Source organism: Nautilia profundicola AmH, from assembly GCF_000021725.1.
GTDB classification, from domain to species: Bacteria; Campylobacterota; Campylobacteria; order Campylobacterales; family Nautiliaceae; genus Nautilia; species Nautilia profundicola.
The window spans coordinates 201,857-219,223 of the sequence record NC_012115.1 but is presented as its reverse complement, the minus strand read 5'-3'; the positions used below and the strand labels follow the sequence as shown (position 1 = coordinate 219,223).

At 33.7% G+C, this 17,367-nt stretch carries 18 protein-coding genes; 6 read left to right on the top strand and 12 right to left on the bottom strand.

Translation table 11 applies throughout. From position 1 onward, the window contains the following. Positions 1 to 27 precede the first annotated feature (27 nt). Positions 28 to 240 (top strand): 30S ribosomal protein S21, encoded by a 213-nt coding sequence (rpsU, locus tag NAMH_RS01250; protein WP_012663671.1) that lies wholly within the window; start codon positions 28 to 30, stop codon positions 238 to 240. A 90-nt stretch (positions 241 to 330) separates the two neighbouring features. Here the strand turns inward: rpsU and tsaD are convergent, their stop codons facing one another. Next, positions 331 to 1,314 (bottom strand): tRNA (adenosine(37)-N6)-threonylcarbamoyltransferase complex transferase subunit TsaD, encoded by a 984-nt coding sequence (tsaD, locus tag NAMH_RS01245; protein WP_015902366.1) that lies wholly within the window; start codon positions 1,312 to 1,314, stop codon positions 331 to 333. A gap of 201 nt (positions 1,315 to 1,515) precedes the next feature. Between tsaD and NAMH_RS01240 the strand changes: the two genes are divergently transcribed. Further along, a complete protein-coding gene (locus NAMH_RS01240; protein ID WP_012663564.1) occupies positions 1,516 to 2,181 on the top strand; it encodes a response regulator transcription factor in 666 nt (221 codons plus the stop codon). A gap of 82 nt (positions 2,182 to 2,263) precedes the next feature. After that, positions 2,264 to 3,334 (top strand): sensor histidine kinase, encoded by a 1,071-nt coding sequence (locus NAMH_RS01235; RefSeq protein WP_228368693.1) that lies wholly within the window; start codon positions 2,264 to 2,266, stop codon positions 3,332 to 3,334. On the opposite strand, the gene NAMH_RS01230 is transcribed toward NAMH_RS01235, so the two are convergent. Genes NAMH_RS01230 through NAMH_RS01220 form a run of 3 tightly spaced genes read right to left on the bottom strand, consistent with a single transcriptional unit; the run spans position 3,322 to position 5,718 of the window. Next, positions 3,322 to 3,675, bottom strand: coding sequence for a diacylglycerol kinase (locus NAMH_RS01230; RefSeq protein WP_015902362.1), 354 nt, complete (start codon positions 3,673 to 3,675; stop codon positions 3,322 to 3,324). The two genes, NAMH_RS01235 and NAMH_RS01230, sit on opposite strands and share 13 nt — an antisense overlap. Then, positions 3,672 to 5,276 (bottom strand): phosphoethanolamine transferase, encoded by a 1,605-nt coding sequence (locus NAMH_RS01225; protein WP_015902001.1) that lies wholly within the window; start codon positions 5,274 to 5,276, stop codon positions 3,672 to 3,674. Before NAMH_RS01225 ends, NAMH_RS01230 begins: the two co-directional genes overlap by 4 nt. After that, positions 5,266 to 5,718 (bottom strand): tetratricopeptide repeat protein, encoded by a 453-nt coding sequence (locus tag NAMH_RS01220; RefSeq protein ID WP_143709729.1) that lies wholly within the window; start codon positions 5,716 to 5,718, stop codon positions 5,266 to 5,268. The genes NAMH_RS01225 and NAMH_RS01220 overlap by 11 nt, the downstream gene beginning before the upstream one ends. A 142-nt stretch (positions 5,719 to 5,860) precedes the next feature. On the opposite strand from NAMH_RS01220, the gene NAMH_RS01215 reads away from it, so the two are divergent. After that, positions 5,861 to 6,793, top strand: a complete 933-nt coding sequence (locus tag NAMH_RS01215; RefSeq protein ID WP_015902616.1) for a magnesium transporter CorA family protein — start codon at positions 5,861 to 5,863, stop codon at positions 6,791 to 6,793. Here NAMH_RS01215 and NAMH_RS01210 read toward each other — a convergent pair. The 5 genes from NAMH_RS01210 to NAMH_RS01190 all read right to left on the bottom strand — a co-directional run bounded on the left by NAMH_RS01210 (position 6,790) and on the right by NAMH_RS01190 (position 11,808). Beyond that, positions 6,790 to 8,511 (bottom strand): chloride channel protein, encoded by a 1,722-nt coding sequence (locus NAMH_RS01210; RefSeq protein WP_015901870.1) that lies wholly within the window; start codon positions 8,509 to 8,511, stop codon positions 6,790 to 6,792. The genes NAMH_RS01215 and NAMH_RS01210 overlap by 4 nt on opposite strands. Before the next feature lie 132 nt (positions 8,512 to 8,643). Continuing rightward, positions 8,644 to 9,597, bottom strand: coding sequence for a thiamine pyrophosphate-dependent enzyme (locus tag NAMH_RS01205; protein ID WP_012663892.1), 954 nt, complete (start codon positions 9,595 to 9,597; stop codon positions 8,644 to 8,646). 10 nt (positions 9,598 to 9,607) lie between these two features. Then, positions 9,608 to 10,825, bottom strand: coding sequence for a 2-oxoacid:ferredoxin oxidoreductase subunit alpha (locus tag NAMH_RS01200; RefSeq protein ID WP_015902470.1), 1,218 nt, complete (start codon positions 10,823 to 10,825; stop codon positions 9,608 to 9,610). Positions 10,826 to 10,836: 11 nt separating this feature from the next. Next, a complete protein-coding gene (locus NAMH_RS01195) occupies positions 10,837 to 11,241 on the bottom strand; it encodes a 4Fe-4S dicluster domain-containing protein (RefSeq protein WP_015902393.1) in 405 nt (134 codons plus the stop codon). Between the two features lie 9 nt (positions 11,242 to 11,250). Next, the gene (locus NAMH_RS01190; RefSeq protein ID WP_012663718.1) at positions 11,251 to 11,808 is read right to left on the bottom strand and encodes a pyruvate flavodoxin oxidoreductase subunit gamma; all 558 of its coding nucleotides are present in this window, start codon (positions 11,806 to 11,808) and stop codon (positions 11,251 to 11,253) included. Between the two features lie 180 nt (positions 11,809 to 11,988). On the opposite strand from NAMH_RS01190, the gene NAMH_RS01185 reads away from it, so the two are divergent. Next, complete coding sequence (locus NAMH_RS01185; protein ID WP_015902175.1) at positions 11,989 to 13,272, top strand: NAD-binding protein; 1,284 nt, start codon at positions 11,989 to 11,991, stop codon at positions 13,270 to 13,272. After that, a complete protein-coding gene (locus NAMH_RS01180) occupies positions 13,254 to 14,708 on the top strand; it encodes a TrkH family potassium uptake protein (protein WP_015902180.1) in 1,455 nt (484 codons plus the stop codon). Before NAMH_RS01185 ends, NAMH_RS01180 begins: the two co-directional genes overlap by 19 nt. A 160-nt stretch (positions 14,709 to 14,868) precedes the next feature. Here the strand turns inward: NAMH_RS01180 and NAMH_RS01175 are convergent, their stop codons facing one another. The 3 genes from NAMH_RS01175 to NAMH_RS01165 are packed head-to-tail and all read right to left on the bottom strand — an operon-like array spanning position 14,869 to position 17,326. Further along, positions 14,869 to 15,507, bottom strand: a complete 639-nt coding sequence (locus NAMH_RS01175) for an HAD family hydrolase (protein ID WP_012663677.1) — start codon at positions 15,505 to 15,507, stop codon at positions 14,869 to 14,871. After that, positions 15,488 to 16,588, bottom strand: a complete 1,101-nt coding sequence (dxr, locus tag NAMH_RS01170; RefSeq protein WP_015902319.1) for a 1-deoxy-D-xylulose-5-phosphate reductoisomerase — start codon at positions 16,586 to 16,588, stop codon at positions 15,488 to 15,490. The genes NAMH_RS01175 and dxr overlap by 20 nt, the downstream gene beginning before the upstream one ends. Beyond that, positions 16,589 to 17,326, bottom strand: coding sequence for a phosphatidate cytidylyltransferase (locus NAMH_RS01165; protein ID WP_012663554.1), 738 nt, complete (start codon positions 17,324 to 17,326; stop codon positions 16,589 to 16,591). Positions 17,327 to 17,367: the final 41 nt, after the last annotated feature.

The following is a 17,367-nucleotide window of genomic DNA, read 5'->3' as shown; positions in this document are numbered from 1 at the left end:
CAAAAAAAACGAAAGGTGGTGAGAGCAGTGCCAGGAATCGTAGTACATCAAGGCGAAGATTTCGAATCTGCTTACAGAAAGTTCAAAAGACAGGTTGATCGTAACCTGATCGTAGTAGAACTTAGAAAAAGAAGATTCTACGAGCCGCCGAGCGAAAGACGTAAAAAAGAAAAAATCGCGACTCGTAAAAAAATCCTTAGAAAACTTTGGATGCTTAGAAGATACGAAAGCAGATTATAATTTCTGCTTTCTTTCTTTTTTATCACTTTATAGTGTCTGTCACTATTTATAATTATAATAACACTCAGCATATTAAAATATTAATACTCATTAATGACATTTGTCAAAATCCACCCTCGGAATAATTTTTATATCTTTATAGTTTAAAAACATTCCTTTTTTATACATCTCAACCGCGGCTCTTGCAATCATAGCGGCATTGTCGGAAGTAAATTTCATTTCAGGATATAAAAGTTTAAAGCCGAATTTTTGTGAGAGTTTTTCAAACTCTTCCCTTAATTTAAGATTGGCGCTCGCCCCGCCCACGATTGCAAAATTTTCAGGTTTATGTTTTTTAATTGCTCTTTTACACATAAACGTAAGGTGTTCTATGGCTTTATTCTGAAAAGATGCGGCTATATCTTCGGGCTTATATTTCCCGCTTTCAATCGCAAGTCTTACGGCGTTTTTAATCCCGGAATAGCTAAACGCTATTTCCGGAGAATTTCTAAGCGGTAGGGGAAGAGGTACAATATCACTTCCTTTTTTAGCCAAATTTTCTATAACCGGACCTCCGGGATATCCGAGCCCAAGCATTTTAGCCACTTTATCAAAACTTTCTCCAAAACTGTCATCCATTGTAGTTGCGATTTCACATACACTCTCAATACCGTTAAAGTTGAGTATTTTTGTATGTCCTCCGCTCACAAGCAATACCATCATCGGTTTAATTTCTTCTTTTTCGATAAAAAGAGAATAAATATGTCCCACAAGATGATTAACTCCGATAAGAGGAATATTAAGTGCTATACTGAGAGCCTTGGCCATCATTACACCCTCTTGCAACGTCACGGAAAGACCGGGTGCGTTCGTAACGGCAACCGCTTTTAGATTTGGAAAATACTCTTTTGTTTCTTCCAAAATCTTAGGAAGCGCTTTTGCGTGCAGTCTGCTTGCAAGTTCAGGAACAACACCTCCATAAACGGAATGCTCAATTTCCTGGGATATTTTTTTGTGAAATAGAAGCTTTTTGCTATCAATTTCCATTACCGCCAAAGATGTATCGTCGCAACTACTCTCTATTGATAAAATCATAAATACCCTTTCCTAAGATTCTGAAAGAAAGTAACAAAAAGAGTATAAATGAAGAATAAAAAATACATATTAGTTATTGCTTTTAAATTATCAATTCTCAATTCTCCACTCTCCATTCTCAATTTGTTTTAACCGAATTTTAACATTTTTGTACTAAACTTTGTATAATTTAATATTAGTATGTCAATAAAGGAGCTCAAAATGAAAATTTTATTAATTGAAGACGATGAAAAAATCGCAAAAAACATAGAAAAAGTTTTCAGACAAATTGGTTACAGAATAGATATTGCAAAAGACGGTGAAGAAGGCCTATATATGGCTCAAAACAATAATTACGACGTTTTAATCGTAGATTGGATGCTTCCTAAAATAAGCGGTATTGATTTACTTAAAAAACTAAAAAAAGAAAAAAATACTCCGGCACTCATTTTAACAGCAAAAAGTGATATTGAGGATAAAGTTGAAGGATTAAACGTTGCGGATGATTATCTTACAAAACCGTTTGAGTTTGAAGAATTAATAGCAAGGGTAAAAGCTTTATACAGAAGAAGCAACAATTTAAATGACAACATTATCAGAGTTGCGGATTTAGAACTTAACCCGGAAACGAAAGAAGTAAGAAGAGCCGGAAAACTTATAGAACTTACAGCAAAACAGTTCGAGCTTCTAAAATATTTAATGATAAACAAAAACAAAATAGTAAACACAGATATGATTCAAAGTAATCTTTGGGAAATGGACGATGAAATAAATTCAAACGTAATAAACGTGTATATTTCTCATTTAAGAAAAAAAATAGATAAAGATTTTGACAAAAAACTAATTAAAACGTACAGAGGAATGGGATTCAAACTTAGCGATGAATAATCTAAGGAATACCCTTTTTATTCAGTTTGCCATAGTTGTATTTCTAATTATTGCTATATTTGAAGGAGCTTTGATATTTTTTTTGATAAGCTCTTTCAATATGCATCTAAAAGACAAACTTGTAATAATAGCTACTGAAATATCCAATGAAAAGCTTAATAAAAACACTCTTTTAAAACTACAACACAAATATAAAGTATACCCTCTTTTTATTAGAATTATTGACAAAAAAAATCCTTTCATCACGCAAAAAAACAAAAAAAACATTGAAGGTTTTATTACTAAAAAAATAGACATGTCCACAGGGAAAGAAACCCTGCTTATATACAATTATGTCAAAAACGGAAAAATTATACAGGTTTCCACGGTTATATCCGGCAATGACGATAAAATACAAATTGTAAAAACAATCTCTTTAGCGGTGTCTCTGTTTATTTATCTCATAGTACTTTTAATAGGTTATAAATTTATAGATAAAGTAGCAAACAATATCGACGCATCTTTTAGAAGACTAAAGATTTTCAATTCAAATGTTTCTCATGAACTTAAAACACCTCTTACTATCATGAAAGGTGAAATCGAAGTAGCTTTAATGAGTAACGAATGCAATGAAGACCTTTTAAAATCACTTTTAAACGAAATAAATTATATCAACGAAATAACAGACAAACTTCTGTTTCTTACAAAAAAAGATTCCCTTAATAAACAAAATTTCGAAGAAATAGATTTGGAAGACATAATCTTAGAACTGTTTGAAAAATATTCTAAAAAAATCTCAATCAACCTTGACATTGAAGATGAAGAATACACACTAAAAGGCGATAAAACCCTTTTGATGATTGCTATTTCCAACCTTATTGAAAACTCTATAAAATACGGAGCTTCGAAAATAGATATTATTCTTAAAAAAGAAAAAAACAAAATAGTATTAATTTTAAAAGATAACGGAATAGGAATACCTAAAGAAAAACTTCCGTTTATTTTTGACGAATTTTACAGGGTGGACGAGAGCAGAAACAAAAAGGTAAAAGGTTTCGGATTAGGTCTTTCAATCGTCAAATCCATTATAACTCTTCACAACGGTAAAATAAAACTAAATAGTGACGGTAACAGCGGAGTGGAAGCAATTATCGAATTTTTCTACCAAAAATAAATCACGACTCCCAGCCAAACAACACCGCTAAAAGTCAAAGAAAGCATAACCGCCGCAGCCGCCGCATCTTTTGCATATTTGGCAAGCTCGTTATATTCACTCGTAACCATATCCACAACTCTTTCGATTGCTGAATTGAGAAGCTCAACAATAAGAGGCACGAGCATACTCGCTATTAAAAAAATCTTTGCCCACACGGGATACGGCAAAACTAAAGCCGTAATGCTTAATATTACAAAAAACATCACTTCAAGCCTAAAAGATTTCTCTTTTTGAAAAACCTCTTTAAGCCCCGCTCTTGCATATGCGAAATTCTTAAAAAACTGATAATCCGGTTTCATTTCTTAATCCTGCATTTATAAAAAATATCCATCTTAGGATTATACACTTTTGTTTTTACATCCACAAGCCCGAGCAGTGTACTGAAAAGATTATCCTGCGTATAAGCGTTTTTGGAGAGTTTTTCCACGCAGCTTATATTGATATCGAAATTATCACCAAACCATGCAACGCTTGCAGGATGTTTTTGAACATCGGGAGCTATGAAATAAGGAAGGCCGTGCAGATATATGCCGTTTTCTCCCAGACTCTCCCCGTGATCAGCCATATAATACATGGCAACCCTATAATTTTTTTGATTTTTTTTCAAAAACTCAATCACTTCGCTTAAGAATTTATCCGTATACGCAATGGTATTGTCGTATGCGTTTACAACTTCCTGACGTTTACACTCCTGAAGCTGGTTACTTTTACATACGGGTTTGTATTTTTCGTACTCTTTCGGATATCTTTTATAATATGCCGGTCCGTGTGAACCTTTTTGATGTAAAACAATAAAAATAGGCTTAGAATTATTATGCTCATCCACCCATTTTTGCAGGTTGTACAAAAGCACCTCATCATGGCACTCAAAACCGTTACAGTACGGCTTTATGTGCGCATGCGTAAAATCTTCGTAATTTTTAATTCTGACCGCCACACCCTTGGAATCGGAATTGTTCTCCCTCCAGAGCACATTCACACCCGCTCTGTTTATTACATCGATTACGGAATCGGTATTTTTGGCTTTTTTATCCGAATAATCGCTTCTGTTATACGGTGAAAACATACACGGAATACTAACCGCCGTCTCGGTTCCGCATGAATGCACATCAGGGAAATTAATAAGTTTTTTTATTTTTTCAAGATTTTCATTCGTATCTCTTTCATAACCGTTTAGTGAAAAATGATCATATCTCGCAGCTTCACCCAATACAAATATCACAAGTTTGGGCTTACCTTTTTCTTCAACTTTAGCGTCAAGTCCAATATGTTTAAATTTCATAGGTTTTGTTAAATATTTTTCGTTTACATATTTACCTAAAGAATAGATATAAAAAGTCGGATTGGTATACATTCTTAAAGTTTTGTGCATTCTAAAAAAGCTCACCCAGTATTTTGAAAATATCACATATAGCAAAGGTACCAAAATAATATTAATAGCGAGCAGTTTAAGCCTTGAGAGGAGCTCTTTTTTTAAAGAGTTTTTAACTATCTTAACCTTATATACAAACAACGACGGTAAAACTCCTAAAAAAAAGAGATACAAAAACAGTTTGACACTCAAAAGATCATATACTTCCTTACTGTCCGTTTCAAAAATATTCTGAATCATATTGTCATTGATTATAGTTCCGTATACAGCCATATAATACGCTGCTGCGGATGAGGTTAGAAACAGTATTATAAGCAAAGGCTTTATAATAAACCTGTTTGAAATTATCAATAAAAGTGTGGAAATCACCACAAACAGTAAAACACCAAGACCGATAATAAAAAACGGATTATGAAAAGCCTCGTAAGACTTCTTAAAAAACACAAAATTATCAAACAGTACAAAAAACAGTGAACTTATTACAATCAACTGTGTCTGTGTAAGCTTAATATCAAACTTAAACTTCATTCAAAACCTTTAATTTATCCAAAATCTGCTTATCTTCGGGATGTTTTTTTAACAAGCCAAGTAAAATTTCTTTGGCTTTTGATTTATCTTTTTGCATATACGCATTTGCAAGATATATATTTCCAAGATAGTTTTTCGGTGAAAGTTTAACAATTTTTTTTGCGGTATCAAGCAGGTTTTCATAATCTTTTTTAAAATTATATATTCTCGCCATTATCAAAAGAGCTTCTTTGCTTTTTTTATTGCATTCATACGCTTCTTTTGCGGCGTTTAAACTTTTATCGATCTGTTTTTCCAGAGCGTATTTGTTTGCAAGATTTATAAGTTTTTTATAGTTTTTTTCTTTTTTATATTCGATAATCTGTGGTTTTTTATTTAAATCATATGCATTTACGTACGTAATGGTTAATATTGTATAAATTAAAATGTATCTGATTTTCATTTTTTTTCCTTTTTTAAGATTATAAGTAAGTGTTGTTAAAAATAAGTTAACTTTTTTTTGTATAATTACAAAGAAATTAGGTTGTAGAGGCGATATAAGCAAAAATTATATCTCCTCTGCAACCTCCAATAGGAGGTGAGTTATGTTTATCTTTACAGACAAACTCCAACAGACTGAAAAAATAAACATCAACAATGACAAACAGATTATTTTTTCTACTGTTAATAATAAAGATATCATAAATTGGCTAAAAAAACATTCTTTTCCTGAAAGTTTCATTGAAGACATTCAAAGCGAAGATCAGTCCATTACCTACGAAGAAGCTGATGAATTTAAATTTTTAGTATTAAAATACATTAAATTTGATGAAGAAGAAAACCTTTTATATGATGACTCTAACGTAGTATTTATTATTACAGAAAACAAACTCTTTATTTTGGCGGAAGAAAGAGATATTATTGTCGAACTTGCAAAAAAGTTCGCAAAAAGACGCCATAAATATAAAAATTTCGAATATCTTTTATATCAAATAGCGGATATTTTAATAGATAACACTATATTAATTATAGATGTTATCGATGAAGCTTTGGAAAATTTGGAAGATTCCATTTTTCACGAAGACATTGAAGAAGACGAACTCCAAAAAGACATCTACTATGCCAGACGTACACTCAACAGAATTACAAAAGTCTCAATCCACGAAAAAGACGTACTTAACAGAATGTATCACAGATTCGATAATGAAGTAAAGGAAAACCTAAAATACGAATTCATTGACTTAAACGAACACCTTAAATACTTAATCAACGAATCCAAAACATTGCTTGACAGAACAGGATACCTCCTAAACCTTCATATGGGTATTCTTTCAACCAAAATGAATAAAGCAATGCAGCGCCTTGCGGCAATCTCACTTATTTTCTTACCGTTAACATTCGTCGTTGGAAACTACGGTATGAACTTTGAATATATGCCTGAACTTCACTGGAAATACGGCTATTTAATGACATGGATTATAAACCTTACAATTGCAGGAAGCATCTACTGGTGGCTTAAAAAGAAAAAGTGGATTTAATTATTTATACTTTCTTCCTGAATTCTTAATTTTGCGAATGTTTGGGAAATTGGAACAAATTCGTTTTTAATAATATCAATCACTTCTTTTTTTGCAATTAAAAGCACTTCATCACCTTCTTTTATAGAAGTAATTACGGAATTATGAAGCCATCTTCCGTTTCTGAATACATATAAAATTTCAGCGCCCCTGTATTTTTTAAACATCTCCCCATCACTTAGTTTTACTTCTTTTGTAAACGTTCCGAAAAACACATATTTATTTTCTCCAATTTCAACAGCTTCACCGTTTTCAAGCAGCGCTATAATATCGTCCCTTTGTATAACGGCTTTTTTTAAATTCAAAATCTTAGAATGACATATCAATATATCCCTAACCCTATCCATCTGATATGAAATCGAATACTCTTTATTTAACAGCTGTGCCTCGTAAAGAGAAATATATTTAGGTTTAATCACCCTTACTAATATGTTATGAACAATGTAAGCGCTTAACACACCAAGAGTGGTAGGAGCCAATAAAGAGTAACCTCCAGTCATTTCCACAACCATTACGATAGTCGCAAGAGGTGTTCTCGCAGCGGCACCAAATACCGCCGCCATTGCAATAACCACAAAAGCCGCCACAGGAGCGTGTAAGGACGAACCTAAAAACGCCCCAAGCATTGCACCTATAAAAAGTGAAGGAGCAAAAACCCCGCCGCTGCCCCCACTTCCAACCGTAAAAGAAAATGCAAAAATTTTTGCAATCATTAAAAATATAACAAACATCCCTATCATATTACCGTTTATACTTTCTTGTATAAACCCGTATCCACCTCCCAAAACTTCAGGAAAATAAATCGCTATAATCCCTACGACAAAAGCACCTATTGCAGGTTTGAAATGCGGTTTTACGGGTAGTGACCTGAAAAAATCCCTAATACCGTAAAAAATATTCGGAAGCACAAGAGCAATCATACCGCTCATAATTCCCAAAAATACAATCTCAAGATATGTTTTAAGGTCTGTAATATTTATTTCAGGTACATAAAATATAGGTTCCCATCCAAATAAAAACCCTGTAATCATATATGCAATTAAAGGACCGAAAAGCAGATATATAAGTTCTCTTGTTTCAAATTCGTTATCAGCATATAAAACTTCAATTGCAAAAATAGACGTACCAAGGGGTGCTTTAAATACCGCACTAAGTCCACTGGCCATTCCTATTAACACATATATCTGCCTTCTTTTCCATCCAACTTTTCTTAAATCGGAATACCATGACCCCACACCTGCACTAAATAACGCAGTAGGTCCTTCACGCCCGGCACTTCCTCCAGTACCGATTGTTATTGCGGATGCTAAAATTTTTACAGGAACAACAATCCACCTTATATATCCTCCCTGTCTGTGAAACGCACGAATTACCGTATCGGTTCCATGTCCTTCGGCTTCCGGTGCAAACGTATAAACCAAAAATCCACTTATGAGCCCTCCACTTACTATTACAGCTATCAACATCAAATTATTAAATTCACCGCTGTGCTGATAACTTTCAAGAAGTTTTAACGTATCCTGAGGAAGATATCCAACTAAATATTCAAGAGAGAATTTACTTATAAAATGCAATAGTACAATAAATATCTGTGCACAAACAGATCCTATAATTCCAATAATAAATGTATCCAATATTAATGCATAATCTTTTTTAATTGTTTGTCCTTTAATTTGCATTTAATTTATTATAAAACGAAAATGCAAAAAAGTAAACAAACATAAATTAATTTAATAATAAATTCTGCTGAATAACCGAAATATAACAAACGTGCCAGACACCATCTACATTAAAAGAAAAGCAAAAGGAGATTAAACTCCCGCTTCTTCTCTTCTTTGTAGATACTCCCAATAAGCATCCACATTTTTTTGCCACTCTTCAATAATCCATTTATTTTCTGGTTTAAATAAATGACTAAATCTTCCTTGTCTTCCAAGATATTCTTCAATTGGAATTTTGTTTTTAGGTCTGTATGTAATTGTAAGTTTGTGTCCATCTTCAATCTCATATAGAGGAAACGCACATGTTTCAACTGCAAGATCAGCAATTTCTACAGTTTCTTCAGGTTTAAATTTCCACTCAGTCGTACATGGGCTAAGTGCGTTAATAAATGTAGGACCTACTGTTGATATAGCTTTAGCCGCTTTAGTTGCCAAATCTTTCCAGTGTTTTGTACCAGGAATAGCAGTTGCAACGTAAGGACAACCGTGAGCAGCCATAATCATAGTTAAATCTTTTTTCTTTTGTTTTTCACCATAACTTACTCTACCTCTTGGTGTTGTAGATGTATGCGCACCTATTGGAGTCGCACTACTTCTCTGTCCACCTGTGTTTGCGTAGTTTTCATTGTCAAGACAAACATAAAGAAAATCATGTCCTCTCTCAACCGCACCGCTGAGTGATTGGAATCCGATATCATAAGTACCACCGTCACCACCGAATGCAACGAATTTTACTTTTCTATCATCATTATAAAGTTTATCTTTTCTGCTAAGAGCACTGTACATTGCTTCCGCACCCGCAATAGCAGCTGCTGCGTTTTCAAATCCGATATGAATCCAAGAAACGTCCCATGATGTATATGGATAAATTGAAGTACACACTTCAAGACACCCTGTAGCAGTTGATATAACTAAATCATCATCAGTAGCGTTTACTACTTCTCTAACTATCATACTATGAGCACATCCCGGACATAATCTATGACCACCTTGAAATCTATCAGGAGTACATGCGAATTCTTTTAAATTACCTATATTTTTCATAAAAAACTCCTTAATTAAATGATAACTTAGGACCTCTAAGGTTTACAAAACCTTGTAAGTCAGTTACTCTTTTTCCAGCTTCTGCGTTTTTGTTTGTTTCTTTAATAACTTCTAAGAAATGCTCAACAGTTGTATCTCTTCCACCTAAACCATAAATATAGTTTGTCATGATTGCACTTTGTCCGTTAGCCGCAAGTGCACCTGCAACTTCATTATACAGCGCACCTGTAGTACCCATAGGAGCACTTCTGTCAAGCGCTGCAACAGCTTTAACGTTTGCAAGTTTTTTAGCTATTTCATTATAAGGGAACGGTCTGAATACTCTTGGCATAAGTAAACCGACTTTAATACCTTCTTTTCTTGCTTCGTCAACAGCAAGCATTGCAGTTTCATATCCACTACCCATAATAACCAATGCGATATCAGCATCATCAAGTCTATAATCTTCAACAAGGTTGTATTTTCTTCCGCTTACCTTTTCAAATTCAGCGAAAACTTCTTCAATTACAGGGAATGAATCCATTAATGCTTTATGCTGATTAGCTTTATGTTCGAAATGCCACTCTTCTTCTGTCTGTGCACCGTAAGTTACAGGATTTTTAGTGTCAAGCATTGGGTTTAACGCTTTATATTCCCCGATAAATTTTTGTGCATCTTCATCTTGAAGAGGTTCAACAACCTGCGCAGTATGTGAAACTAAAAATCCGTCCTGGTTAGTTGTTACAGGAAGTCTAACTCTTTCGTCTTCAGCAATTTTGAATGCGCAAAGTGTCATATCGTACGCTTCTTGAGGATTGTTTGCGATTAGATGTATCCATCCCGCATCTCTTCCTAAGTATAAATCACTATGATCACCGTGAATGTTAAGAGGAGACGCTAACGCTCTGTTTACTACAGTCATAACAATAGGAAGTCTCATACCGCTTGCCTGATATAAAACCTCTACCATTAGTGCATAACCCTGAGAAGAAGTCGCAGTTGCAACTCTACCACCAGCAGCAGCAGCACCAACACACGCACTCATTGCAGAGTGTTCTGATTCAACCATTACAAATTCACCGTCCACATATCCGTCAGCTAAAAATTGAGAATAGTTTTGAACGATAGGAGTTGATGGCGTAATAGGATAAGCAGCAACAACGTCAACCTCAGCTTGTCTTAAGGCGTGAGCCGCCGCCATATTTCCGTCCCATACTTCCTTTGATTTTAATTCATATTTTTGTGCCATTATTAATCCTTTTATTTATCTTCTTTTTTAGGCCACTGATTTAAAGCCTCTTCATTATCAATTTGTTCTGGGAACATTAATAAAGATTTAATCGGTGTAGGACATACTTCCACGCATACACCGCATCCTTTACATAAATTATAATTTATTCCCACAATTTTAGCCTGCTTTTTACCTCTTTTATTTACTACTTCTTCTACTTCAAAGCAGCTATCAGGACATGCAACCCAACAAAAATCACAGTCAATACACAATTCTCTATTATAAACAGGTTTTTCAACTCTCCAATCCGCAACTTTATAGTTATATGAATGGAATTTACTTCTTTTTTTTGCTTCCGGATCTTCAAATGATGGTAAAACCGCACCAAATTGAATTTTATCCCAAGTCGTTAACATTTCTTTAGGTGTTGCCATAATTTCTCCTTAATTTACTTCTTCGTAAGCTCTTTTAATAGCTCTTAAGTTACCGTCAATAATTTTTTGCGGGAATTTTGAAAGAATATCTTCGATTGAAACTAAGAAATCTTCAAAAGGTAATATTTGTGAAACTTTTATAAATGCTCCAAGCATTGGTGTATTTGGAATTGCTCTTCCGATTTCCTCTTGAGAAATTTTAATTGCGTCAATAACGTATAATTTTTTCCCGTCAAGATGTTTTGCAATTTTTACAAGCTCATCTTTTGGTAAATGTGTAGTAACTATAAATATAGTGTCTTCAGTTGTGTTATCAACTATTTCTTCCTGATACACTAAAGAAGGGTCGATTACCAATACATAATCCGGACTCATCCATTTAGAGTGATCTAAAATAGGCTCATCAGCAATCTTATCATATGCTGTCATAGGTGCCCCTCTTTTTTCTGCACCGTAAACCGAATAAGCTTGAACGAACTTTCCAGTTCTTGCCATAACATCAGCAAGTGCTTTAGCACCTGTTACTGCCCCTTGTCCTGCGCGAGAGTGCCATCTAATTTGTAACATATTTATCCTTTTTTTGTCATATTTTATCGAAATTTTACTTAAAGTAATATTAATATAGCATAAATTTCGTCCGAAATTATTTCAATTTATTTTATTTGTAACTTTTTCTTATAAATGTTACTTTTAGTAATAAAAAGATGTATAATAATGATTCGGATGCAAAAACATAAAAGGTTGCATATGAATATTTTAATCGCTGGTGCCGGAAAAGTCGGCTATAATATAGCAAAAGCGCTATCCAATAAACACAACGTAGTTATAATAGATAAAAATGAAAAAGCGCTTGAAATGTTAAAAGAAACATTAGACGTTTTAACAATATGTGCGGATCTTAGAGATTCAAGAGCCTATATGGGTCTTGAAGAAAAATTCGATTTTTTTATTGCAGTAACCAATAATGATGAAATCAATCTAATCTCAACTATAGTCACTGAAAACATACTTGATATAGAAAACACCATAGTCAGACTTACAAACACTTCATATATTTCCACTAATTTCCAGAAATTAAATATTAATAGGCTCATTTTTCCATATAAATTATCTGCTACTGCTGTTGCGAAACTTATAGAGTTTCCAAAAGCAAACAACATTAAAGAATTTCCGTTTAACGATTTTATTTTAGTTTCTCTAAACGTAAAAAATCCTGAAATTGACAAAGTATCAGCTATTAATTCTGAAAACGTTATTGTAATAGGTGCGCAGAGGGGAGAAGATTTTATTTTTTTAAACGAAGATGATTTTATAGAAGAAGACGATCTTCTTTATATTTTCGGTGAAAAAGAAAAACTAAAAGAAATTATTAATAAATTAGACACAGTTTCTCCCGAACATATTCAAAATGTACTTATTTACGGAGCAAACCCTTTAGGAATCGAAATAGCTAAAATACTCATATCATTCAACCTAAACGTAAAGCTGCTCGAAAAAGATGAAGAACAAGCAACAAAAGCAGCAGAACTCTTAGGTGAAGACGCTATGGTTATAAACTCTTCATACGAAGATGAAGAAATGATAATAAACGAAGGTTTACACTATTCAGATATTGCAATCGCAGCTTCACTTAAAGACGAAAGCAACATTATAAAATCGCTTCAGGCAAAAAAACTCGGGATTAAAAAAATAATCACAATAAACAACAACCTAAACTACTATTCTCTAATGCACTCATTAAAACTTTCCACTATCAGAGGACCTAAAATTGCGGCATATTATGAAATTCTTGAAGAAATAGATTCAAGATTGCTTATATATGAAAGATTTTTCTTAGGAGCCAAAGGAAAAATTTTTATAAAACAGATCTTTCAACCTAAAAAAGTTTCTCCGCCGAAAGAAAATTCAAAAACAATAATAGTCAGAAACGATCAAATAATAGAATTAAAAGACAAAACAGAATTGCAGCCAAACGATATTGTTTTGGAATTTAATTTCTCAGGGAATAGAAAATGGATAGAAGCACTGTAAAAAACATACTTAAATTCCTTTCACTTGTGGGATTGATGACGGAGTTTTTCTTTTTAATACCGATAATTACGGGAGTAATATATAAAGAAAACGTTACATCTTTTATTATTTATTCAGCAGTTGCGACAACCATATTTTTTTTAATTCTTTTTTGGCTTAAAAACCACGATATGAAAATGAAAATAAAAGATGCCATTTTAAGCGTAAACCTTGTATGGATAATGTTGGGAGTCCTTGGTGCCATTCCTTTAATGCTCGAAACAAATGTTACATTCATTGACGGTTTTTTCGAAGCGGCAAGCGGTTTTACAACGACGGGTGCGACAATTTATTCGGATATAACCGATCTTCCAAAAAATATACTGATGTTAAGAAGCACCATGCACTGGATAGGCGGTATGGGAATAATCGTTTTAGGAGTGGGTCTTCTTTCATTAATCAACCCGACAGGTTCTCTTGCACTTTTTAAAGGAGAATCAACCGGAATTACGCCAGATAAAGTAACACCGAAAATTAAACATACCGCTCTTAAGCTTTGGGGTGTTTATTTTACTATTACCGTTATCGACGCAATTATGCTTAAATTTGAAGGAATGAGCATATTTGATGCTATAAACCATGCATTCGCAACTATTTCTACAGGAGGGTTTTCAACAAGAAGCGAATCTTTGGGATTCTGGTCTAATAATCCATGGATTTTATGGACTACAACACTTTTTATGTTTATATCAGGAATTAACTTTATAGCCCACATTAAGTTTTTAAAAAAAGACTACAGCGGATATAAAAGTGAAGAAGTAATTTGGTATACGTTAATTTTTATTATACTTGCAATAGGTGTAAGTCTTGTACATTATATTAATTCTAATGATTCGCTATTTTATGCTTTAACTCATGGATTCTTTACTATAAGCTCAATCCTTACAACCACAGGATTTGCAACTGTAGATTATTCCCAGTGGGGACAAACGGCAATAGCTTTAATTTTCATAGCTATGCTTGTCGGAGGGAACGCAGGAAGTACAGCCGGTGGAATTAAAGTAATAAGATTTGTTGTTATGTTTAAAAACCTCAACTATCAAATTAAAAAAATTCTTTTCCCAAATGCAATTATTTCTGTAAAAGTAGATAAAAAGACTATACCTCAGCCTATTATCAACAACGTAAGCGCTTTTATATTCCTATATATTTTAACGGTTACATCAATAGCCCTATACCTTTTTGCCAACGGCTATGATACATTGACATCCCTCAGTGCCTCAATAGCTTGTGTAGGAAACATCGGTCCCGGATTCGGACACGTAGGGCCTGTGGATAATTTTGCATTTTTTACGCAGCCTCAAAAACTCATTCTTGCAATAGGCATGATTATAGGAAGACTTGAGTTTTTTACGGTCCTTATTCTTTTAAGCAGGGATTTTTGGAAGAAGTTTTAAAAAACCAAGCTTAACTGGTATATTGGTATATTTATGTATTGGTTATTATGTTTAATAAAAATTGTTGAGGTTAATTGAGTCCTCTGAAAAATATTGTTTTGAGAAAACATCTAAAGCGTAACGGTCGAAATTTCTGTGATATTTCAGAAATTACTCTTTCTTAATAATTTTTTATTATATATTCAACCGCTTCCAAAACATTTTCTTTTATAATTTCCGCACATTTTTTCATATTATGCAGATCCTCATATTCCCATTTTACGCCTATATAATTAACGCCAGCTTCTTTGGCGCTTACCATATCAAGACATGTATCGCCTATCATCCATGTTGCATTTTTAATAGCATTCATTAAATGTACGGCTTTAAGTATTGGTTCGGGATGAGGTTTCGGATTATTCACGTGTTCCCTGCCAATCAACACTTCGAAATACTTCATTATTCCGAAATGTTCCAAAAGCTCTTTTGAATATTCACCGGTTTTTGTAGTGACTATTCCGAGTCTTGCGAATTTAGAGGCTTCTATTACGGCCTCTTTTGCATTAGGGAGTAGAACAGTTTTCTGTTTTGAGATTTTGCGATAATGCTGTTTGTATGTATCTACATAATCCCATACTTTTTCTTTTTCTACTCCGAGTTTTGAAAACATCACATCAAGCGGCAGACCTATGAGTTTTTTGACTTCTTCTGGCGGTGGCGGAGTTTTATTAAAAGACCTAAATGAAACTTCAAACCCTTCAAGTATCGCTTCCGTGGAATCTATAAGTGTTCCGTCAAGATCAAACAAAATTACTCTCACACCATTTCCTTACTTCGTTTTTAATTTCAAATACATCATCAATACCGTTAATATTTACATTTTCAAATTTTTGAACAGCTTTTAAAATTATTCCGCTTATATCTATAAAAGAAATTCTTTCTTCCAAAAATTTTTCAATGGCAAACTCATTGGCTGTATTTACCACAACCCCTAAATCAGGCTTGATTAAAAGCAGATCTTTTATTTCCCATACCGGATATTTTTCAACTTCTATTTTTCTAAACTCAAGCCCTCCTACTTCCAAAAGATTTACGGGACTGAGTATTTCATCATTCACCTCATCCAATACGGCAAAAGCTATAGGAAGTTTCATATCGGTTTTTGAAATATGAGCCGTTGTAGAGCCGTCTTGCCACTCCACAAGTGCGTGTATAATTGATTTGGTTTCGATAAAAGCGTCTATTTTATCGGTATCAAAAAGCCATTTGGCTTCAAGAAGCTCAAATAGTTTGTTAACCATCGTGGCAGAATCGATTGTAATTTTAACACCCATTGACCAGTTCGGATGCTTAAGTACATCTTTTAAAGTGGCTTTTTTTATATCTTCCAAACTCCAGTCCCTAAGCGCCCCTCCGCTTGCCGTTATGTAAAGTTTTTTCACATTGCATTTTTCACTTTTCACTCTACACTTTTCAATTAATAGATACCAAAGCCCGAAATGTTCGCTGTCAATCGGGGTTATTTTGGAAGTGTCTATGAATTTCCCAGCATTAACGAGAGACTCTTTGTTCGCAAGTGCAATTTTTTTACCGCACTCCTGCGCTTTGAGGGTGGGTCTAAGCCCGGCGTCTCCTACAAGAGCGTTTACTATAAGATCACTTTTAGATTTTTCTATCATATCAAGCACGGCTTCCTCGCCGTATTTAACATTTGGAAAATCAATTTTTTCGGCAGTTTTCAGATCTTTTACAACGACATATTTGGGCTTAAACTCTTTAATCTGGGCGTTTAAAACTTCATAATTATTCCCTGCAACCAGTCCTTCAATTTCAATATCGTATCTTCTTGCAATTTCTAACGTATTAACACCGATACTTCCCGTTGAACCTAAAACGACCAATTATACCCCCATAAGTACAAACATCACAGGCGCAGCAAACAGATATCCGTCTATCCTATCAAGAACTCCTCCGTGTCCCGGAAGTATGTTTCCGCTGTCTTTAACACCCGCTCTTCTTTTTAAATAACTTTCAAAAAGATCACCGAACACACTTGAAACACTTACAAGTAAAGCGATTAAAAAAGAATTCCAAAAATTCATAAAATATAGCCCAACAAATGCTCCTATAATCGTAGCACCCGCAACTCCTCCTATAACACCTTCCCATGATTTATTCGGAGACGTTTTACAAAATCCCTGCGCAATAAATTTTCTTGCAAAATTTTTTCCGACAAAATACGCCAAAGAATCGGTAAGAGCCACTATTACGATAAGCCAAGCTATAATACCCATCCCTTGCTTAACATATAACGCATATAAAATCATTACCGGAACCAAAGGATAAATAACCGGCGAAATAATATTTAAATCTTTTTGATAATATGCGATATATGAAGCACTTACAATCACACCGAATATTAAAGCGGTAAAAGGATTTATAATTAATGAGAGTACAACACTTGCAATTGCAATATAAAATATCTCTTTATCTTCCGTTTTAAAAAGTTTTTCGGCTTCCATATATCCTACAACAGCAATAGCTCCTATTAAAAGCCCCGTTAAAAATCTATTATCAATTATACCTACAAGCAATAATACGGCTATTAATACAACCGAAGTTATAATACGTTCTTTCATTAAATTCCTTTTTTCTAATTATACTATATTAAAGTTTTGAA